Below are 20,047 nucleotides of genomic sequence, written 5' to 3' on the forward strand. Positions count from 1 at the left end.
TGACTGTCCGGGGCGTTTGCCGCCCCCATCCACTCGCCCCTCGCGGCTGAGCGCGGAGTCACGACGCTCGCCCGGTGGGGCACCCCTGACTAGGAGAACCCACCAGTGCGCAAGCACGATCTCGAAGAGTCCTACGAACAACGTCCACGCCGCACCCGTCGCGCTCGTTTCGACGACGAGCCCGAACCCTCCCGCGGCGGACGGCTCACCGAAGCCGAACGCATCCGGCTCGCCCGGCTGCGCGAAGACGCGTACACCGAAACAGCCATCCCCGACGGCGCCGACCGCTGGAGCACCTGGGGAGAAGCGGAACACGGGCCGCAGCCGCGGCCCGACTGGGTGATCACCGAACTGGCGGCGGTGGACACCGAACTGGGCATCCTCAAAACCGGCAAGGAGGCCGACGTCCACCTCGTCCGGCGCAACCTGCCCGGTACCGAGGGCACGGTGCTGGCGGCCAAGCGGTATCGCAGTGGCGAGCACCGCTTGTTCCACCGTGACGCCGGCTACCTCGAAGGCAGGCGGATGCGGCGCTCGCGGGAGATGCGGGCGATGGAGACGCGCAGCAGCTTCGGCCGCAACCTCATCGCCGAGCAGTGGGCGGTGGCCGAGTTCAGCGCGTTGAGCAGGCTGTGGGCGGTCGGCGCCCCGGTGCCGTACCCGGTGCAGCGCGACGGCACCGAACTGCTGCTGGAATTCCTCGGCGACGGCGAGACCGCCGCGCCGCGGCTGGCGCAGGTCCGGCCGGAGCCCGGGCAGTTGCGGGAGCTGTGGTTCCAGACCTCGGCGATGCTGGAGCTGCTGGCGTCGCAGGGCCTCGCGCACGGCGACCTCTCGGCGTACAACCTGCTCGTCCACCGCGGGCAGATCATGGTGATCGATCTGCCGCAGGTGGTCGACATCGTGGCCAACCCCGGCGGGCTCGAGTTCCTCGCGCGGGACGTGCGGAACATCGCCACCTGGTTCCACTCACGGGGACTCCCGGAGCGATTGACGGCGGTCACCGAGCTGATCGGTGAACTGCGGGAGATCGCCGGGTTGCGCTGACGGGTGCGGGAGGGGGCTTTCCCGTATCCGATGCGGAAAGCCCCCTTCGGTCCCCGACCGTCCACAATGGTGCTTCCGGGCCCCGTCGTGGAGACCCTGCCCACAATCGGTCCCTCCGATTGGGAGGCCGGATAACGGTCCGGTACAGTAGTACTAGACCGCAACCGGCGGCGTGGATGAGTGGTGTCCGTCGCCTCCAAAGCCAACCGAATGGCTCGCGGTATCCGTATCAATCAATTGGCGCGCGGTGTCACGCAGACGCGGTGTGCCGGGTTCGTCCCTGTGAACGCCCATCTGTGCACACCATCTTGCCCTGCCTGCGTGCGGGCAGCCCGGGCCTCCTTGCGACGTGCCACGTCCGAGAGGCATTTGTGACAGTCACGTTCAACTCCGGCCACACCTCACCGTCGGCGCGTCAGCACCGCAAGCCGCGCACCCGCCCCGCGGGTGACGCGATGCTGCACGACGACGCCGTCGAGACGGTCAAGGCGACGACCTGGGCGGAGCTCGGCCTTCCCGAGCCGCTGCTGCGGGCACTCGCCGACGGCGGAATCACCACCCCCTTCCCGATCCAGTCGGCGACCATCCCCGACGCGCTCGCCGGCCGCGACGTGCTCGGCCGCGCGCAGACCGGTTCCGGCAAGACCCTTGCCTTCGGCCTGGCGATGCTGACCAGGCTCAACGGCGGCCGCGCCCGTCCGAAGCACCCCCGCGCGCTGATCCTCGTCCCGACCCGCGAGCTGGCCATGCAGGTCGCCGACTCGCTGACCCCGCTGGCCAAGTCCCTCGGCCTGTGGTGCCGCACCGCCGTCGGCGGCATGGCCTTCACCCGCCAGGCCGACGCGCTTTCCCGCGGCGTCGACCTGCTGATCGCCACCCCCGGCCGGCTGTCGGACCACGTCCGCCAGGGCACCGCTTCGCTGTCCGACATCAACTTCGTCGCGCTCGACGAGGCCGACCAGATGGCCGACATGGGCTTCATGCCGCAGGTTCGCGAGATCCTCGACCTGACCCCGCGTGACGGCCAGCGCCTGCTGTTCTCGGCGACCCTCGACGGTGACGTCGACCGGCTGGTCCGGGCGTACCTGACGAACCCGGTCACCCATTCGGTGGCCCCGTCGACGGCCAGCGTCACCACCATGGACCACCACGTGCTCCAGGTGTCGCACCAGGACAAGCAGGACATCATCACCGAGATCGGCGCCCGCGAGGGCCGCACGATCATGTTCGTCCGCACCAAGCACCACGTGGACCGCCTCACCGAGCGCCTGCGCGAGAAGGGAGTCCACGCGGCCGCCCTGCACGGCGGCAAGACCCAGGGCCAGCGCAACCGGGTCCTCTCGGACTTCAAGGAGGGCTACGCCCCGGTCCTCGTCGCCACGGACGTCGCCGCGCGCGGTATCCACGTCGACGACATCTCGCTGGTGCTGCACGTCGACCCGGCCGCCGACCACAAGGACTACCTGCACCGCGCCGGCCGCACCGCGCGCGCCGGGGCGTCCGGTGTCGTGGTCACGCTGGTCACCCACGACCAGCGCCGCATGGTGCGCCGGATGACCGACCGCGCCGGCGTGCGCGCCGAGCAGACCACGGTCCGCCCCGGCGACGCCGAGCTCGCTCGCATCACCGGTGCGCAGCAGCCCAGCGGCGAGCCGGTCATCGAGCGTCGTCGTGAGTCCCCGCGTCGTGGCGGTGGCCGCGGCTACGGTGGCGGCGACCGCGGTGGCTACCAGGGTTCGCGCGAAGGTCACGGTCACCGCGAAGGCGGCCGTCCCGGCGGCTTCCGCGGCCGCCCGCGTCGTGGCGAGTCCGGTGGCGGCAGCGGCCGCCCGCAGCGTCCGGGCAGCCGCCCGCGTCGCAGCTACGACAGCTAAGTCGTATATCGCGTGTTCCTGACCGGGACTCGCGTGATTGAGGGCGGAACTCTCGAGTTACGTCTCCGATCACGCGAGTCCCGTCTTCATTCACGCGAGTCACGTGTTCTGGCACCCGTCTGACGGGTTTGCGAACGGCGGATGGGAGACTGCGGGGCGTGACTTCTGCCGCTCCCCAGAACCTCCCGCCCGACCAGGTCTTCGACTGGCTCGACGTGGAGGCGGAGAAGCGGGCCGAGGCCGGGCTGGTGCGCAAGCTGCGCATCCGGCAGGCACAGGAACCCGAGCTGGACCTCGCGGGCAACGACTACCTCGGGCTCGCCAGGGACAAGCGCGTCGCCGGTGCGGCCGCCGCGGCCGCGTTGCGCTGGGGCGCCGGGGCGACCGGCTCCCGCCTCGTCTCCGGCACGACCGACGTCCACGCCGAACTCGAGCAGGAACTCGCCCGATTCTGCGGCACGCAGGCCGCGCTGGTCTTCTCGTCCGGCTTCACCGCGAACCTCGGCGCCGTGACAGCCCTCTCCGGCGCGGATTCCGCGATCGTCACGGACAAGTACATCCACGCCTCGCTGATCGAAGGCTGCCGCCTGTCCCGATCGGACATCGCCGCCGTCGCGCACAGCGATCCGGGCGCTTTCAAGCACGCGCTCGCGACCCGCCGCAAACCGCGCGCGCTCGTCGTCACCGACTCCGTGTTCTCCGTGGACGGCGACATCGCCCCACTGGAGCAACTCGCTGCCGTCTGCCGGGAGCACGGCGCTTCGCTGCTCGTCGACGACGCCCACGGCTTCGGCGTTCTCGGCGAAGGCGGCCGCGGAGCCGTCCACGCCGCGGGACTCTCCAGCGCGCCGGACGTCGTCACCACGATCACGCTGTCGAAATCCCTTGGGGCGCAAGGCGGAGCGGTACTCGGGCCGCGTCGCGTCATCAAGCATCTCGTGGACACCGCACGCAGCTTCATCTTCGACACCGCTCTCGCGCCCGCCAGCGCCGCAGCCGCACTGGCCGCTCTCAACGCGCTGAAGGCCGAGCCGGAGCTGGCCACCAAGGTGACCGAAGCGGCCGGAAACCTTGCGGGACAGCTGAAAGCGGCGGGGTTCCGGGTCAGTCTCCCGGACGCCGCGGTGATCTCGGTGCAGGCGCCGTCGCCCGAAGCCGCCGTCACATGGGCCGCCGAGTGCGCGGATCAGGGCGTGCGTGTCGGCTGCTTCCGCCCGCCGTCCGTGCCGGACGGCATCTCCCGCCTGCGCCTGACCGCGCGGGCCGACCTCACCGAGGCCGATGTGGACCGCGCGGTCGGCGTCATCACGGCTGCGGCGCCTCCCGGCGCCACATCGTGATGTGCGGGATCCCGTCTTCCATGAACTCTTCGCCTTCGGCCACGAAGCCGTACTTGGCATAGAACTTCGTCGCGTACGTCTGCGCGTCGAGCACGCACGGCGCGTCCCCGATGCCCGCGAGCGCGGTCTCCATCAGCCGTCCCGCCAGGCCCTTGCCACGTGAGCGGACGGCCGTGCACACCCTGCCGATGCGGAAGGTGCCGCCGGCGTCCTGCAACACCCGCAGGTACGAGTCGACGGCGACGGAGCCACCGATCCAGAGATGCCGTGTGCCGGGCAGGAGATCCCGCCCGTCGATCTCGTGATAGGCGACGTTCTGCTCGACGACGAACACGTCGACGCGCAGGCGGAGGATGCCGTGCAGCTGTGCGGCGGTGATCTCGTCACCGGCGACGGACAGCGGGAACGACGAGGTCTCGGTGATCGGGGTGTCGGTGCTCACGCCCACTTGTTAGCACATCGGGCGTGAAGAAGGCATCGATCAGCCGATCAGGCCCCGGCTGTTTTGCTGCGAGATCTCGTTCGCGTAGTGGGAGACGCGGGTGTAGACGCCGGGCTTGCCCGCCTTCGCGCAGCCTTCGCCGAACGAAACGATCCCGATCAGCGTGTCGCCCACGACCAGCGGACCACCCGAATCGCCCTGGCAGGCGTCGGTGCCGCCCTCGGGATAGCCGGCGCACACCATGTCACTCGGGTCGTAGCCCGAGTACGCGGTGCGGCAGGTCTTGTCGCTGACCACCGGGACGACCGCGCTGCGCAGGTAATCCGACCGCGCGCCGCCGTCGGCGACCCGGCCCCAGCCGAGCACCGTCGCCTTCGTCCCCTCGTTGTACAGGTCGGCGTTGCCGTTGTCGGCGACCTTCGCGGGCCGGTACGGCAGTTGCCCGCTGACCGTCATGACGGCGATGTCGTCGCCCTTGCCGGGATCGCCTTTGTAGTCAGGGCTGACCCAGACCTTCGAAACGCGCAGTTCCACGCCGTCCCGCGAGCGTTTGTCCTCCCGCCCCGCGACCACCCGGACGTCGCTCTTCTTGACCGCGACCGCGCAGTGCGCCGCCGTCGCGACCGTCGTGGAGCTGACGATCACCGCTCCGCAATACTGGTTGCCGCTGCGATCGGCCAGGTAGACCGCGTACGGATAGTCCGAAACCGAAGCCTTGCCGCCGCCCACGATCCTCGGTTCGGCGGCCTTGTCCGGCCCGCTCACGGCGCTGTCGTCCGCCGACGCGCTGTTGACCGCTATCGGCACCATCACGGCCGTCGTGAGTACCGCTCCGACGGCGAGCATGAGGGTGCGACGTGACTTCTTGGGCATGTTCTGTCCCTTCACCGGGGCGTACGTACGGTCAAACCCTGGGAAGTCATTCGACTCCAGCGCGTACACGAGCGATCGCGAATACCCTAATCGGAGAAAGCCCGATGCGGTGTCACTGAAACGGGTGGACCTGTGCTCACCGAACGCATCTGTCACGCTGGACCAGTGCGGACGACGGCGACGATTCTGGCGGCTACGGCCTTTCTCCTGCTGTCGTGTTCCAGTCCCGCGCCGACTGAAACGACACCGGCGCCGTCCACAACGGCCGCCGCCCCGAGTTCCACGAGAACCTCTTCACCGGCACCGATACCGAGCACTTCGACCCCGCCTCCCGCACCGGTCTGGCAGGTCGGCGCGAAGCCGCTTCCCTTGCGCCGTGACGGTTTCGGGCAGATCCTCCCGACTCCTCCCGTACTCGCCGACCGTTCGCTGCCGACGGCGGATCTGCTGCCCCCGCCCGCCGGGAACCGGTTCGCGGGCACGGTGAACCCGGTTCCCGCCGAGGTTTTCGCGCGCAGCACCTGGCAAGCCGGTTGTCCGGTCAAAGCGGCCGAACTGCGCTATCTCACGTTGTCGTTCTGGGGTTTCGACGGCCGCGCGCACACCGGCGAAATGCTCGTGAACGCCTCGGTGGCGAACGCCGTCGTCACCGTGTTCGGGCGGTTGTTCGCCGCGAAGTTCCCGATCGAGGAAATGCGCGTGACCGCTCCCGCCGAACTCACCGCTCCCCCGACGGGTGACGGGAACAACACCAACGCGTTCGTCTGCCGTCCGGCCCGGGGCCAGGCGAACTGGTCCGCGCACGCCTACGGGCTCGCGATCGACGTCAACCCGTTCTGCAACCCGTACACCAAGGGCGACCTCGTCCTGCCCGAACTCGCGTCGGCGTACGTCGACCGGGCGAACCGGCGGCCGGGGATGATCACCGCCGGGGATCCGACCGTGGCGGCCTTCACCGCGATCGGCTGGACCTGGGGTGGGACGTGGACGACGCCGGTGGACCGGATGCATTTCAGCGCGAACGGACGTTGACCGGGAACAACTGCCCTCCGCGGCGAGTTGGCTAGAGTCGGTACCACCCCCGCTCCCGCCGCAAAGGACTACAGCGTGCCCCACTACGACCTGGTGATCGTCGGTACCGGATCGGGTAACTCGATCCTCGACCCGCGTTTCGCGGACTGGAACACGGCGATCGTGGAGAAGGGCACGTTCGGCGGTACCTGCCTGAACGTGGGCTGCATCCCGACGAAGATGTTCGTGCACGCCGCCAACGTCGCGGCCACCCCCGCGTCGTCGTCGAAGTTCGGCGTGGACGAGGAGCTGACCGGGGTCCGCTGGCGCGACGTCCGCGACCGGATCTTCGGCCGCATCGACCCGATCGCCGCCGGCGGGCTCGAGTACCGCGTCGCGCACGAGGACAACAAGAACGTCACCGTGTACGCGGGCGAAGGCCGCTTCACCGGGACCAAGGAACTGCGGGTCAGCTACCCCGACGGCCGTCCGGCCGAGACGATCACCGCCGACCGGTTCGTGCTCGCCGCGGGCGGGCGCCCGGTGATCCCGGACGTCCCCGGCCTCGCCGAGACCGGCTACTTCACCTCGGACACCGTCATGCGGCTCGACGACCTGCCGTCGAGCATCGTGATCCTGGGCGGCGGATACATCGCGGCCGAGTTCGCGCACGTCTTCGCCTCGTTCGGGGTGGACGTGACCGTGGTCAACCGGTCCGGCGCGCTGCTGCGTTCCGAGGACGACGACGTCAGCGCCCGGTTCACCGAACTGGCCTCGCAGCGGTTCGACGTCCGGCTCGACCGGAAGACCGTCCGCGCGCGCAAGACCTCGTCGGGGGTCGCCCTGGACCTCGAAGGCCCGCAGGGCGCCGAGACCGTCGAGGCCGAAGTGCTGCTGGTCGCCACCGGGCGCACGCCGAACTCGGATCTGCTCGACGTCGCCGCCACCGGCGTGACCACGGGCGAACGCGGGCACGTCGTGGTCGACGAGTACCAGCAGACCGTGGTCGACGGGATCTACGCGCTCGGCGACATCTCATCGGTCTTCGAGTTGAAGCACGTCGCGAACCACGAGCAGCGCGTCGTGCAGCACAACCTGCTGCACCCGGACGAGCGGATCGAAGCCGACCACCGGTTCGTCCCGCACGCGGTGTTCACCTCGCCGCAGGTCGCTTCGGTCGGGCTGACCGAACGTGAGGCGCGCGAGCGCGGGGTTTCGTACGTGACTTCGCACCAGGACTACGCCGGCATCGCCTACGGCTGGGCGATGGAGGACACCACCGGCTTCGCGAAGCTGCTCGCCGACCCGGCCACCGGGCAGTTGCTGGGCGCGCACATCATCGGCCCGCAGGCGTCTTCGGTGATCCAGCCGCTGATCCAGGCGATGAGCTTCGGTCTCGACGCGAAGAGCATGGCGCGCGGGCAGTACTGGATCCACCCGGCGATGCCGGAACTGGTCGAGAACGCGCTGCTGAACCTGCCGCTGGACTGAACCTCAGATCACGATCACGCAGACGCGAGCGCCCTGTTCCCACGAGAGATCCCGTAAGGCGGCTCTCGCTGTCTTCGACGTGCTGAACAAGGCGGCCGAGCGGGCCCCGTCCCTCTGGAACCGCTCGGTCGCCTCGACGTAGTGGCGGACGGTCGCCAGGAAGTCCTCACGCGCCGATGCCGCGGCCGCGTGCATCGTGCGGACCCCCGTCGCCCCCTTGAAGACCTCCTTGGCGCCGTCCACCTTCTTCGCGACGAAGTGTTCCCACTTGCGCCGCTCGACCGCGACGTCCCCCTGCGAATCCGGCCAGAACCGGTCTTCCGCGTCGCCGTCCCTCAGCACCTGCACGCACACCCGGTCCACGGCGCGGTAGAACTCGAACGGCGAGGCCGCCCGGGCCGCCCGCTCGGGCGGCAGCGCGACACACACCGCGGCGAAGAGCGCCAGAGCCGTCCCGTACGCCAGTTCCTCCACCACGCCGACCCCCAGAACCGAGTTTTTGAACAGGTTCAACTCAGTCAGGCTATGGCTCCGCCCGGTATGGGGTCAAGAAGTTTTTTGAACGCGTTCAGACGAAGCGGCGGCGACCGGCGAAGGCACCGAAGGTCATCTGCGCGACGAAGACCACGAGCATCATGATCCAAGGCACGGTCCAACCGCTCGTGAGATCGTGGAGCAGTCCGAAGAGGAACGGCCCGACGGCCGCCATCAGGTAGCCGATGCCCTGCGCCATCCCCGACAGGCGCGCGGTGTCCGCGCCGGTGCGCGCCCGCAGCGCGATCACCGTCAGCGCGAGCGAGAAGACGCTCATCCCGAGCCCGATGAGGACGCACCAGAGCAGTGGCGAGGCGGCCGGGGCGACCATCATGCCGACCATGCCGGCGAAGCCGAAGACGCCCAGCCCGACGATCCACGGGCTCTGGCTGCGGTGCCGCGCGGCCATCGGCGCGACCACGAGACTGATCGGGACGGCGATGAGCGAGATCAGCCCGAGCAGCAGACCCGAGTCACCCTTGCTCACCCCCGAATCGATCATCACTTCCGGCAGCCAGCCCATCACGACGTAGGCCAAAAAGGCCTGAGTGCCGAAGAAAAGGGTGACCATCCACGCAAGGGGACTACGCAGGAGCGATCGCCCGCTACCCTGCTTGCCTGCCTCGGCAACGGGCGCACGCCCCGTACCGCGGGCTGCGAGAATCCAGACGAGGAGTGCGAGCACCGCCAGTACCGACCAGGCGCCCAGACCTTGGCGCCAGCCGCCGAACGCGTTCTCCAAGGGAGGGGTGAGCGCGGACCCCAGGGCGCCTCCGCCCTGCAGAGCGGCGGTGTACACGCCGGTCATCATGCCAACACGCGCCGGGAAGGAGTCCTTGATGACGACCGGGATCAAGACGTTCGCCAAGGCGATTCCGGCCGTGGCGACGAGGGTTCCCCCGAGCACGACGTACGGTCCGTCGATCACCCGCAGCACCAGGCCGACGGCCAGGATCGACAGCGCGGACGCGATGGCCGCGCCGACACCGAACCGGCGGGCGAGCGCGGGGGCGGCGAGGCCGGCGGCGGCGAAACAGAGGCCGGGAAGCGTGGTGAGCACGCCCGCCCAGGTCGCCGTGGCGCCGAGGTCGTCGCGCATCTCGCCGAGGATCGGGCCGACACTGGTGATCGCCGGACGCAGGTTGAGGGCGACCAGGATCACCGCGACGCCGAGCAGGAGACCGCCCGTGATCACTCCCGGCCGCCATTCCGTTTCGATCGCGCCTTCGAGTTCAAGACGGTCATCGAACGGGGAAACGGGTTCTCGGGAGTCGACACGCACGTCGGCTAGTATCACATACATAGGATGATTGGATGAAGGGACAACGCTGTGCCATTGGCCACCACGCGCCGTGCCGGCCTGGTCGATCAGGTCATCGAGCAGCTGCGTGACGCCGTCACGCAGGGAGAATGGCCCATCGGGCAGCGGATTCCGACCGAACCGGAGCTGGCAGGCCAGCTCGGGGTCGGGCGAAACACCGTTCGCGAGGCTGTTCGCGCGCTGGCTCACACAGGACTGCTCGAAGTCCGGCAAGGCGACGGCACCTACGTGCGGGCGACGAGCGAGGTCTCGGGCGCCATCCGGCGGTTATGCGGTTCGGAACTGCGCGAGGTGCTGCAGGTGCGGCGCATCCTCGAGGTCGAGGGCGCCCGGCTCGCGGCGAAATCGCGGACCGCGGACGAAGTGACCGAACTGCGCTCGCTGCTCGCACGCCGCAACGAAGAGCTGCGGGAGCGCCGTTGGGAGGACTTCGCCCGTACGGACGCGGAATTCCACTTCGCCGTTGTCCAAAGTGGACATAACACCCTGCTGACCGAGATGTACCGCGGACTCACCGAGGTGATCACGGCCAGCGTGGCCGCGACGTCGAACGTGACGCCGGGAGGCGAGTACCTGCCGGAGATCGGCCACGAGGGACTCGCCGAGGCCATCGCCGACGGCGACGCGGACCTGGCCGCCAGCGAGGCGTGCGGTTTCCTCGACGAACTCCTGGCCAGGGTGGAGCAGGACGAGAGCTGAAGGGGACTTTCCCCGCATCAGACGTGACGAAGGGGCCCTTCACCGCATCGCATGCGGTGAAGGGCCCCTTCAGCCCTCTTACGGGAGGGTCAAGATCTCGGCGCCGTTTTCGGTCACCACGAGGGTGTGCTCGAACTGGGCCGTCCACTTCTTGTCCTTGGTGGTGACGGTCCAGTCGTCGGCCCAGATGTCGTAGTCGATGGTGCCGAGGGTGATCATCGGCTCGATCGTGAAGGTCATGCCCTGCTCGATGACCGTGTCGACCGACGGCTCCTCGTAGTGCAGCACGGTCGGCGCGGTGTGGAACGCCGGGCCGACGCCGTGGCCGGTGAAGTCGCGCACGACGCCGTAGTCGAACCGCTTCGCGTAAGCCTCGATGACGCGGCCGATCACGTTGAGCTGCCTGCCGGGGCGGACGGCCTTGATGGCGCGCGCTGTCGCCTCACGCGTGCGCTCGACCAGCAGCCGCGCCTCCTCGGAGACGTCACCCGCCAGGAACGTCGCGTTGGTGTCGCCGTGGACGCCGCCGATGAACGCGGTGACGTCGATGTTGCAGATGTCGCCGTCCTCGATCACCGTCGAATCCGGGATCCCGTGGCAGATCACCTCGTTGAGCGAGGTGCAGCACGACTTCGGGAAGGCCCGGTAGCCGAGCGTCGACGGGTACGCGTGGTTGTCCAGGAGGAACTCGTGGATCACCTTGTCGATGTCGTCGGTGGTCGCACCGGGTTTGACGGCCTTGCCGCCCTCTTCGAGCGCCTGCGCCGCGATCCGGCTCGCGACACGCATCGCCTCGATCACCTCGGGCGTGCGGACCCCGTTGCCCGTGTCGCGTTTCGGCGCCGGCCGGTCGACGTACTCGGGACGGGCGATGCTGGCGGGGACGACTCGCCTCGGCGTCTGGACGCCGGGCTTCAAGGGGGAACGAACGGACATGTGACCAGCCTACGACCTGACGGCTAACCGAGGCCCGCCAGGAAGCGCTGGGCGGCCTCGACAGCGGGTTTGGACGTCCCCGCGTCGGTGGTCAGCAGCGCGAAGGCCAGGTCACCGGTGTACCCGACGAACCAGCCGTGCGAATGCGTCCCGTCGCCGAACTGGGCCGTCCCGGTTTTGCCCCGCACGTCGGGCAGGGGTGCGAGCAGTGTCGCCGTGCCGTCGGTGACGACCTCGCGCATCATCCCGCGGAGGGCGTCGAGCACCTCCGGCCGGATCGGCTTCCCGAGCCCGGACGACGTCGCGGCCATCCCCCGCACCAGCGTCGGCACCGGGATCTTCCCGGCCTGGACCGTCGCGGCGGCGACAGCCAGCCCGAACGGGCTCGTCACCACGGTGCCCTGTCCGAAGCCGTTCTCCGCCTTCTGCGCGACGGTGTTCGCCGGCGGCACCGAACCGGTGATCGTGGTCAGACCCGGGATCACGAAGTCGGCGCCGACGCCGAGGTCTCGTGCGGCGTCGGTCAGCGCGGCTGGCGGCAAATCGGTCGAGAGCTTCGCGAACGTCGTGTTGCAGGACTTCGCGAAAGCCTTGGACAGCGGAACGGTGCCGAGGGCGAACTTGCCCTCGTTCGGCACCGTGCGGTTCTCGAAGGTGGCCGTGCCGGGACAGTCGACGGGACTGTCCGCTCGCACCGAGCCCGCGGACAGCGCGGCGACGGCTGTCGCGATCTTCATCGTGGAACCCGGCGGGAACCGGCCGGTGAGCGCGATCGCGCCCTGCGCGTCGGCGGGGACGTTCTGGGCCACGGCGAGGAGTTCACCGGTCGACGGCTGGATCGCGACCAGCGCGGAGGCCGTCGGGACAGGGGCGAGCGCCCGTTCCGCCGAACCCTGCGCCTTCACACTGAGGGTGCTGACGACGGCGGGGGCCGGTTTGGGCTGTTCGGTGTGCAGATCGATGATCTCGCCACCGCCGGTGTCCAGGGTGACGACGCGCCAGCCCGCCGAGCCCTCCACCTGGTCCTCGACGAGTGAGCGGACGGCGGGCAGCACCTGCTTGCCGAAGTTCTTGTCGTCGGGCAGCAGCCTGTCCTGCTGGCTGAACCGCACGCCGGGCAGGTCGTAGATCTCGGGTTTCACCTCTTGGTAGCTGTTCGCCCGCAGGCTCACCACCGGATAGCCGGTTCCCGGCTTGAGCGCCTTGACCCCGTCACGGATCGACTGCCCGGTCACCGACGCTTCGAACCGGTTGAGCGCCGCGCCGAGTTTGTCGGAGACCGCCACCAGGTCCCCCGCCTTCGCCGGGTCGAGCACCACACTGACCACGTTCTGCGGGCGCAGCAACGGCATGCCGTCACGGTCCAGCACCGGCGCGAGGTCCGGCGGCTCGGACTTCAGCGCGATGCTCTGCTGCGCGGCCAGCTTCGGATGGAGCACCGTCGGCAGCCAGCGCACCTTCCACCCGTCCTGAGTGGAATGGACCTGCGCGTCGGCCTTGTACGTCCAGACACGACCGCGCGGGAGGTTCCAGGTGAGCTGATAGGTCGCCGTCCCGTTGTCCGCCCCGGACGCGTGCTTGACCTCGTCGGCGGCGACCTTGATCGACTCGGGGGAAAGCGCCTTCCGCGTCATCTCCAGCGACGCGCGCGCGGCGTCCGGCGAATCGGTGAAGAACGCCGCGGCGGCGACCTCACCGGAGGCGAGTCCGTTGAGGAAACCCGTGATCGCGTCTTCGGGACCGGAATCGGCGAAGAGTCCGCAACCGGCGGCCGAGAGGCCCACCACCCCCGCGAGCACGACGACGGCGAAACGACGACCTGCTGGCATGCACCGGATCCTGCCAGTACCGATGGGTTCCGACGGGACGCAACGCCGCGCTAGAAGAGAACCGTCGCGTACTGCCCGACCTGTTGGAAGCCGATCTTGCGATAGGCGGCGAGCGCCGGGCTGTTGTAGGCGTTGACGTACAGGCTCGCGGTGCGGCCCATCCCCCGGACGAGCCTGGTCACCACGGACGCCGTCCCCGCGGTGCCGATGCCGCCGCTCCGGCGTTCCGGATGCACCCAGACCCCCTGGATCTGGCCGACGGTGGAGGACATCGCGCCGATCTCGGCCTTGAAGACGACCTCGCCGTCCTCGAACCGCGCGAAGGCGCGGCCACCGGCGATCAGTTCCGCGACTCGGGCGCGATAACCGGCGCCGCCGTCGCCGTTGCGGGGGTCGACGCCGACTTCCTCGATGAACATCGCTATCGCGGCCGGGAGGTACCTGTCGAGTTCCTCCGGGCGCACCGCGCGGACCAGCGGATCGGCGGCCACGGACGGGACCCCGTCGAGCGCCATCAGAGGCTGGTCGTGCCGTACTTCGCGGGCGGGGCCCCACTCGGGCTCGAGTTCGTCCCACAGTCCCAGCACCTGTTCGGCCGGGCCGACCAGTGACGAACAGCTCCGCTGGCGGCGCAAGGCGCGATCGGCGAAGGAGCGCAAAGCGGAGGCGTTGCCGCGCAACGGGATCAGATTCGGCCCGGAGAAGCACAGCCCCTGGAGCCTGCCCGCGCGAACGGGACGGGAATCGGCGGCCCAGAGCTCGCCACCGAGCCGCCAGGGGTCGAGACCCGCGGTCTCCACCCTGGCACTGACCATGCAGCTGCCGACCGGGTCTGCGGCGAGCGCGGCACGGACCGCCGGATAGTCCCGATCATCGAGCAGCCGTGCACCTGCAAGCCGCAACACCACTCCAGGGTGCCAGATGAGCGGCGTAAACGGAACGCAAGCTTCACGACACGCTGAGAGAACCTCAGCAGGTCGAGGCCATCAAGTGCGCGGAAAGGCCCCTTCACCGGTGAAGGGGCCTTTCCGCGCACTTGTCTCGACCAGTCAGCCGACGGTGACGATGGGCTCTCCCTCGCCGATCGTCTGGCCCGACTCCTCGGCGATCCGCATCGCCTCTTCGATCAGCGTCTCGACGATCGCGTGCTCGGGGACGGTCTTGATGACCTCGCCCTTGACGAAGATCTGGCCCTTGCCGTTGCCCGAAGCGACGCCGAGGTCGGCCTCGCGCGCCTCGCCGGGGCCGTTGACGACACAGCCCATGACCGCGACGCGCAGCGGGATCTCCATGCCCTCGAGCCCGGCGGTGACCTGCTCGGCGAGCGTGTAGACGTCGACCTGCGCGCGGCCGCACGAGGGGCAGGAGACGATCTCGAGCTTGCGCTCCTTGAGGTTCAGCGACTGCAGGATCTGGATCCCGACCTTGACCTCTTCCACCGGCGGCGCGGAGAGCGAAACGCGGATGGTGTCGCCGATGCCCTGGCGCAGCAGCGCGCCGAAGGCCACGGCCGACTTGATGGTGCCCTGGAACGCCGGGCCGGCCTCGGTGACACCGAGGTGCAGCGGGTAGTCGCATTGCTCGGCGAGGATCTCGTACGCGCGCACCATGACCACCGGGTCGTTGTGCTTCACGGAGATCTTGACGTCGTAGAAGTCGTGCTCGGCGAACAGCGACGCCTCCCACAGCGCCGACTCGGCCAGCGCCTCCGGGGTCGCCTTGCCGTACTTGTCCATGATCCGCTTGTCGAGCGAACCCGCGTTGACCCCGATCCGGATCGGGGTGCCGTGGTCCTTCGCGGCCCGCGCGATCTCCTTGACCTGGTCGTCGAACTTGCGGATGTTGCCCGGGTTCACCCGGACCGCCGCGCAGCCCGCTTCGATCGCGGCGAAGACGTACTTCGGCTGGAAGTGGATGTCCGCGATGACCGGGATCTGCGACTTCCTGGCGATCGCCGACAGCGCCTCGGCGTCGTCCGCGGACGGGCACGCGACCCGCACGATGTCACAGCCCGCAGCGGTCAGTTCGGCGATCTGCTGCAGGGTCGCGTTGACGTCGGAGGTGAGGGTGGTGGTCATCGACTGCACCGAAATCGGGTGCTCGCTCCCGACGCCGACCGGCCCGACCTGCAGCTGTCGGGTCTTGCGACGCTCGGAGAGGACGGGAGGAGGAAGCGCTGGCATACCTAGAGCGACAGTCACACCGTCAAGCGTACCTACCCCGATCGGCGGACATACACGACGTCAGCCGTCACGGTGAGCAGCATTACCTGGGCAGCCCAACGGTGCTGACAGCGCGCTCCCGAACCGGCGTCGTCCGTCACTGGAACAGCTTGACCGGGTTCACGATGTCGGCGGTGACGGTGAGCAGGGTCACCGCCCCGCCGATCAAGACGAGCACCATCGTGACCGCGGAGAGCTTCGTGTAGTCGACCGGTCCGCCCGCCGCCTTCCCGCGCAGTTTCCGGAACCAGTCCCGGACCCGCTCGTACCAGACGACCGCGATGTGCCCGCCGTCGAGCGGGAGCAGCGGCAGCAGGTTGAACACGCCGATGAAGAAGTTCAGGCTCGCCAGCAGGAGCACGAAGATCTCCCACAGGCCGCGCTCGGCCGCTTCGCCACCGATCCGGCTGGCGCCGACCACGCTGACCGGGGTGTTCGGGTCGCGCTCGCCGCCGAAGATGGACGAAACCACCGCCGGGACCCGGGACGGGAACTCGATCAGCCGCTTGGCGGTCTCGGAGAACATCGTGCCGGTGAAGCTGAGCGTCCCGCCGATCGCGTCGACGGGGCCGTAGGTCAGCAGCGCGGGCGCGGTGTTCTGGATCGGCGAGGCGCCGATCATGCCGACGTCCTTGACCGTGGTGTTGTTGGAGCCGTCGGCGACGAGCCGCTGCACGCGGGGCACGTCGACGGTCAGGTTCACCTGCTGTCCGTTCCGCTCGACCACGAACGGGGTCGGACCGCTGGCGACCTGGACGGCGGCCAGCATGTCGCGCCAGGTCTTCACCGGCTTGCCCGCGACGGAGAGGACCTTGTCGCCGGCCTGGAGTCCGGCTGTCTTCGCGGGGGTCGGGGCGCCGGGCGGGCAGGTCGTGTCGTTCAGCTGCTCCATGGTGGTGGCCGCGCGGGCACACGACGTGGCGCTGATCACGGCCTCGGTGGGCGCGGCCTGGGCGGCCGGATTCGGCAGGCCCATGGTGACGGCCATCAGGTACAGGATGATGAACCCGAGGATGAAGTGCATCGCCGAGCCCGCCGACATGACGACGGTGCGCTTCCAGGTCTTGAAGCGCCACATCGCGCGCTTCGACTCTTCCGGGGTGACCTCGTCGAGCGCGGTCATGCCCGCGATGTCGCAGAACCCGCCGAGCGGGATCCACTTGAGGCCGTACTCGGTCTCACCGCGGCGGAAGGAGAAGATCGTCGGCCCGAAGCCGATGAAGTAGCGCCGGACCTTCATGCCGAAGGCCTTCGCCGCCCACATGTGACCGGCTTCGTGCAGCGCGACCGACAGGCAGATACCCAGCGCGAACAGCACGATCCCGAGAATGAACCACACGCGCTACTTCCCCTTACCGATCAGCGCACCGGCACGCGCGCGAGCCCAGCGCTCGGCAGCTAGTACGTCATCCACGTCGCGAGGTTCGCGACGCCATTCGTCGGCGGCTTCCACCACCTGGGCAATAGTGTCCACAATCGAGGTGAAGCCGGTGTTCTGTGCCAGGAAAGCGGCCACCAATTCCTCGTTCGCCGCGTTGTAGACCGCCGGGACGCACCCGCCGACGGTCCCGGCGTGCCTCGCCAGCTCGACGGCGGGGAACGCCGCGTTGTCCAGCGGCTCGAAAGTCCAGCTCGCGGGCATGTCCCAGACGCAAGCGGCCGCGGCATCGGGGACGCGGTCCGGCCAGTGCAGGGCCAGCGCGATCGGCAGCCGCATGTCGGGCGGACTGGCCTGGGCGATCGTCGAGCCGTCCACGAAGGTCACCATCGAGTGAATGATCGACTGCGGGTGCACGACCACGTCGATGCGGTCGGTCTCGATGTCGAACAGGAGCTTCGCCTCGATCAGCTCCAGCCCCTTGTTGACCAGGGTGGACGAGTTGATCGTGATGAGCGGGCCCATCGACCAGGTCGGATGCGCCATCGCCTGCTCGACGGTGACGTCGGCCAGCTCCTCGCGCTTGCGGCCGCGGAACGGGCCGCCCGAGGCGGTGAGCACCAGCCTGGCGACCTCGGACTCGCGCCCGGCGCGCAGGGCCTGGGCGATCGCGGAGTGCTCGGAATCGACCGGGACCAGCTGGCCGGGCTTGGCCGCGGCCAGCACGAGCGGCCCGCCCGCGATCAGCGACTCCTTGTTGGCCAGCGCGAGCGTGGCGCCGGTGGCGAGCGCGCGCAGGGTCGGCGGGAGGCCTTGAGAACCGGGAAGCGCGTTGAGGACCACGTCGACCGGGGTCGCGTCGATCATCTCGACGACCGCGTCGGCCCCGGCGAAGATGCGCGGGAGTTTGAAGTCGCCGCTGGAGTAGCCGCGCTTCTGCGCCTCGGCGTAGAGCGCGAGCTGCAGGTCTTCCACGGCCGTCGGCCTGCTGACGGCGACGGCGTCGACCTCGTGCGCGAGGGCCTGGGCGGCCAGCGCGGCGGGGTCGGAGCCGCCCGCGGCGATCCCGGCGACCCGGAACAGCTCCGGGTTGCGGGCCGCGACGTCGAGGGCCTGGGCGCCGACCGAACCGGTCGAACCGAGCACGAGCACACTTCGCGAGGTAGTCATCGTGACTCATTGTCGCGCGGGGCCCGTCGGGCGCGTGCAGCCAGGTGTGGGATCATTCGCGGGCAAGCGAACCATCGGGTTTTGAGGAGTTGATCGTGGCGAGCAAGGCGGTCGAAAAGCGCGGCCGGGTGGGCGTCGACACCGTTGACCCCCGCGACGAGCCGTCGGCCGAGTGGGGCTGGCACGGTTCCTTCCCGAAGGCGACGCGGATCGCGGGCTGGCTGAGCGCGATCATCCTGCTGGTGATGCTGTACGGCAACCACCACGGCTGGACCGAGAACCTGTGGCTGATCGGCCTGTCGCTGACGCTGGTGTTCGGTCTCGTGATGGACATCCGCAAGCAGCGCACGGCCTGGCGCAAGTAGCTCCTTCACGGCTTACCGGCCCCTGTTCTCCGTCGAGGACAGGGGCCATTCGCCGTTCTGGGTCCACAACTCGTTGACGATCTTGACCGCGTCGTCGGCCTCGACCCCGTAGCGATGCCGGTACTTCGCCGCCGGCCGCTGGACCACCGCGGCGACCTCTCCGATGGCGACGCCGTTCCACGAGTCGTGGGGATAGAACTGCCGCATCACGGCGAGGAACCGGCCGGTCGCCCAGACCGGGTCGGTCCGCTGCTCGAAGCTCCCCCAGCTCGCACGCTGCTGGAAGAGCCCGACCGAGTCACCGAGGCCGCCGTCGAGGTTGGCGATACTCGACTCGACGATCACCGTGGCGATCGCGATCGCCGCCGCGCGTTCGTTGAGACCCGATCTCTGGACCGTTTCGACGACCGCTCTGGCGCACGACGTGTTGTACGGGTTCATGTAGCCGCGCATCTTGGTGGCGAGTTGCTGGTTGAGCGTTTGGGCGGCATCGCCGTCGTCGGTCGAGGCGCCCGCTTGGGCGCAGGGAAGGGCGATGTGTTCGACCTGGTCAGGCTGGATCTCGGTGGACGGGATCACGACGAGGGTGAGGGCGAGGTACGCGGCGGTGAGTGAGCTCAGCATGTGCGGTGACCGTTCGGTGCGGGTGATCGTGAGTGGCGATTCGTGTTCTAACGCGAAACGCCACTCGCGACCACCCGGACCGAGGCCTCACCGCCACCCCTCACCCGGCGGACGTACATGAAGGCCCCCTTCATGTACTGAGCCCGGCGTGAAGCGCTACCCGACGACCACCCTTTTGGGTTAGGTTCCCCCTCATGAAGCTGCGCTGGGGTGTCACCGCCGTCGTCTCCGCTCTCGCCGCCGTCCTGCTGCCCGGGGTGGCCACGGCCGCGCCCGCGTCTTCGGCGTCCTTGCCGATCGTGCGCTGCGAGTTCACGCCGACGCCGGAGAACCCCGCGGCCCGCCCGGTGTTCCGGCCGCTCCCCTTCGCGCTGACCCGCGGCACCATCGACGTCACGTTCCGCTTCAACTACGGCCCCGTCACCGTGCGCCTGAACCGCGCCGGCGCCGCTCCGTGCGCCGCGCACAACCTGGCGAGCCTGGCCCTCCAGCGCTTCTACAACCACAGCCAGTGCTGGCGCCTGACGAACTCCGCGCGCCTCGGCGTCCTGCAGTGCGGCGACATCTACGAAGCCGAGAAGGGCGGCCCGGGCTACAAGTTCCCGGACGAGGTCGACGGCACCGAGACCTACGAACGCGGCACCATCGCCATGGGCAACCAGGGCCCTGGCACGAACGGCAGCGAGTTCTTCATCGTGCACTCGTTCGCGAACATCCCGAAGAACTACTCGGTGATGGGCAAGGTCGTGCGGGGTATGGCCGTGCTGGACCGGATCGTGGCGAACGGGATCATCCCGACGGATCCGAACGGCCCGCAGGACGGGCTGCCCGCGAAGCCGGTGAAGATCCAGAAGGCGACCGTCGGCTTCTAAAGGGCACGGGCCGGGAGAA

Annotated in this window: 19 protein-coding genes; 8 read left to right on the plus strand and 11 right to left on the minus strand. The window is 69.3% G+C overall.

Annotated features, from left to right (window positions below):
* Positions 1–105 precede the first annotated feature (105 nt).
* The 3 genes from HDA45_RS08940 to HDA45_RS08950 all read left to right on the plus strand — a co-directional run bounded on the left by HDA45_RS08940 (position 106) and on the right by HDA45_RS08950 (position 4,261).
* A complete protein-coding gene (locus tag HDA45_RS08940; protein ID WP_184893607.1) occupies positions 106–1,047 on the plus strand; it encodes an RIO1 family regulatory kinase/ATPase domain-containing protein in 942 nt (313 codons plus the stop codon).
* Between the two features lie 371 nt (positions 1,048–1,418).
* The gene (locus HDA45_RS08945; protein ID WP_184893609.1) at positions 1,419–2,921 is read left to right on the plus strand and encodes a DEAD/DEAH box helicase; all 1,503 of its coding nucleotides are present in this window, start codon (positions 1,419–1,421) and stop codon (positions 2,919–2,921) included.
* A gap of 158 nt (positions 2,922–3,079) precedes the next feature.
* Positions 3,080–4,261: an aminotransferase class I/II-fold pyridoxal phosphate-dependent enzyme gene (locus HDA45_RS08950; RefSeq protein ID WP_184893611.1), complete on the plus strand. Its 1,182-nt coding sequence runs from the start codon at positions 3,080–3,082 to the stop codon at positions 4,259–4,261.
* Here the strand turns inward: HDA45_RS08950 and HDA45_RS08955 are convergent.
* Positions 4,227–4,709: a GNAT family N-acetyltransferase gene (locus HDA45_RS08955; protein WP_184893613.1), complete on the minus strand. Its 483-nt coding sequence runs from the start codon at positions 4,707–4,709 to the stop codon at positions 4,227–4,229. The genes HDA45_RS08950 and HDA45_RS08955 overlap by 35 nt on opposite strands.
* 33 nt (positions 4,710–4,742) lie before the next feature.
* Positions 4,743–5,576: a S1 family peptidase gene (locus HDA45_RS08960; RefSeq protein ID WP_184893615.1), complete on the minus strand. Its 834-nt coding sequence runs from the start codon at positions 5,574–5,576 to the stop codon at positions 4,743–4,745.
* 183 nt (positions 5,577–5,759) lie between these two features.
* On the opposite strand from HDA45_RS08960, the gene HDA45_RS08965 reads away from it, so the two are divergent.
* Both HDA45_RS08965 and HDA45_RS08970 read left to right on the plus strand, forming a co-directional pair.
* The gene (locus HDA45_RS08965) at positions 5,760–6,608 is read left to right on the plus strand and encodes a M15 family metallopeptidase (RefSeq protein ID WP_378316455.1); all 849 of its coding nucleotides are present in this window, start codon (positions 5,760–5,762) and stop codon (positions 6,606–6,608) included.
* Positions 6,609–6,683: 75 nt separating this feature from the next.
* Positions 6,684–8,078 carry a mycothione reductase gene (locus HDA45_RS08970; protein WP_184893619.1) on the plus strand — a complete coding sequence of 465 codons (1,395 nt, stop codon included), beginning with the start codon at positions 6,684–6,686 and terminating at the stop codon, positions 8,076–8,078.
* A 3-nt stretch (positions 8,079–8,081) separates the two neighbouring features.
* On the opposite strand, the gene HDA45_RS08975 is transcribed toward HDA45_RS08970, so the two are convergent.
* Both HDA45_RS08975 and HDA45_RS08980 read right to left on the minus strand, forming a co-directional pair.
* Positions 8,082–8,591 carry a hypothetical protein gene (locus HDA45_RS08975; protein WP_246480653.1) on the minus strand — a complete coding sequence of 170 codons (510 nt, stop codon included), beginning with the start codon at positions 8,589–8,591 and terminating at the stop codon, positions 8,082–8,084.
* Positions 8,592–8,646: 55 nt separating this feature from the next.
* The gene (locus HDA45_RS08980; RefSeq protein ID WP_184893621.1) at positions 8,647–9,894 is read right to left on the minus strand and encodes an MFS transporter; all 1,248 of its coding nucleotides are present in this window, start codon (positions 9,892–9,894) and stop codon (positions 8,647–8,649) included.
* A gap of 48 nt (positions 9,895–9,942) precedes the next feature.
* On the opposite strand from HDA45_RS08980, the gene HDA45_RS08985 reads away from it, so the two are divergent.
* Positions 9,943–10,632 carry an FCD domain-containing protein gene (locus tag HDA45_RS08985; RefSeq protein WP_184893623.1) on the plus strand — a complete coding sequence of 230 codons (690 nt, stop codon included), beginning with the start codon at positions 9,943–9,945 and terminating at the stop codon, positions 10,630–10,632.
* 78 nt (positions 10,633–10,710) lie between these two features.
* Here HDA45_RS08985 and map read toward each other — a convergent pair whose 3' ends face one another.
* The 6 genes from map to dxr all read right to left on the minus strand — a co-directional run bounded on the left by map (position 10,711) and on the right by dxr (position 18,167).
* Positions 10,711–11,568, minus strand: a complete 858-nt coding sequence (gene map / locus HDA45_RS08990) for a type I methionyl aminopeptidase (protein WP_184893625.1) — start codon at positions 11,566–11,568, stop codon at positions 10,711–10,713.
* A gap of 23 nt (positions 11,569–11,591) precedes the next feature.
* On the minus strand, positions 11,592–13,397 hold the full coding sequence (locus tag HDA45_RS08995) for a penicillin-binding transpeptidase domain-containing protein (RefSeq protein WP_184893627.1): 1,806 nt from the start codon (positions 13,395–13,397) through the stop codon (positions 11,592–11,594).
* Between the two features lie 50 nt (positions 13,398–13,447).
* Positions 13,448–14,302 carry a GNAT family N-acetyltransferase gene (locus tag HDA45_RS09000; RefSeq protein WP_184893629.1) on the minus strand — a complete coding sequence of 285 codons (855 nt, stop codon included), beginning with the start codon at positions 14,300–14,302 and terminating at the stop codon, positions 13,448–13,450.
* 144 nt (positions 14,303–14,446) lie between these two features.
* Positions 14,447–15,598 carry a flavodoxin-dependent (E)-4-hydroxy-3-methylbut-2-enyl-diphosphate synthase gene (ispG, locus tag HDA45_RS09005; protein ID WP_184893632.1) on the minus strand — a complete coding sequence of 384 codons (1,152 nt, stop codon included), beginning with the start codon at positions 15,596–15,598 and terminating at the stop codon, positions 14,447–14,449.
* 118 nt (positions 15,599–15,716) lie between these two features.
* Positions 15,717–16,958 (minus strand): site-2 protease family protein, encoded by a 1,242-nt coding sequence (locus tag HDA45_RS09010; protein ID WP_184893634.1) that lies wholly within the window; start codon positions 16,956–16,958, stop codon positions 15,717–15,719.
* 3 nt (positions 16,959–16,961) lie between these two features.
* Positions 16,962–18,167, minus strand: a complete 1,206-nt coding sequence (dxr, locus tag HDA45_RS09015) for a 1-deoxy-D-xylulose-5-phosphate reductoisomerase (protein ID WP_184893636.1) — start codon at positions 18,165–18,167, stop codon at positions 16,962–16,964.
* 95 nt (positions 18,168–18,262) lie between these two features.
* Between dxr and HDA45_RS09020 the strand changes: the two genes are divergently transcribed.
* The gene (locus HDA45_RS09020) at positions 18,263–18,532 is read left to right on the plus strand and encodes a DUF2631 domain-containing protein (protein WP_184893638.1); all 270 of its coding nucleotides are present in this window, start codon (positions 18,263–18,265) and stop codon (positions 18,530–18,532) included.
* Positions 18,533–18,544: 12 nt separating this feature from the next.
* Here HDA45_RS09020 and HDA45_RS09025 read toward each other — a convergent pair whose 3' ends face one another.
* Positions 18,545–19,156 (minus strand): hypothetical protein, encoded by a 612-nt coding sequence (locus HDA45_RS09025; protein WP_184893640.1) that lies wholly within the window; start codon positions 19,154–19,156, stop codon positions 18,545–18,547.
* Positions 19,157–19,350: 194 nt separating this feature from the next.
* Between HDA45_RS09025 and HDA45_RS09030 the strand changes: the two genes are divergently transcribed.
* The gene (locus tag HDA45_RS09030) at positions 19,351–20,028 is read left to right on the plus strand and encodes a peptidylprolyl isomerase (protein ID WP_184893642.1); all 678 of its coding nucleotides are present in this window, start codon (positions 19,351–19,353) and stop codon (positions 20,026–20,028) included.
* Positions 20,029–20,047 lie beyond the last annotated feature (19 nt).

Source organism: Amycolatopsis umgeniensis, from assembly GCF_014205155.1.
GTDB lineage: Bacteria > Actinomycetota > Actinomycetes > Mycobacteriales > Pseudonocardiaceae > Amycolatopsis > Amycolatopsis umgeniensis.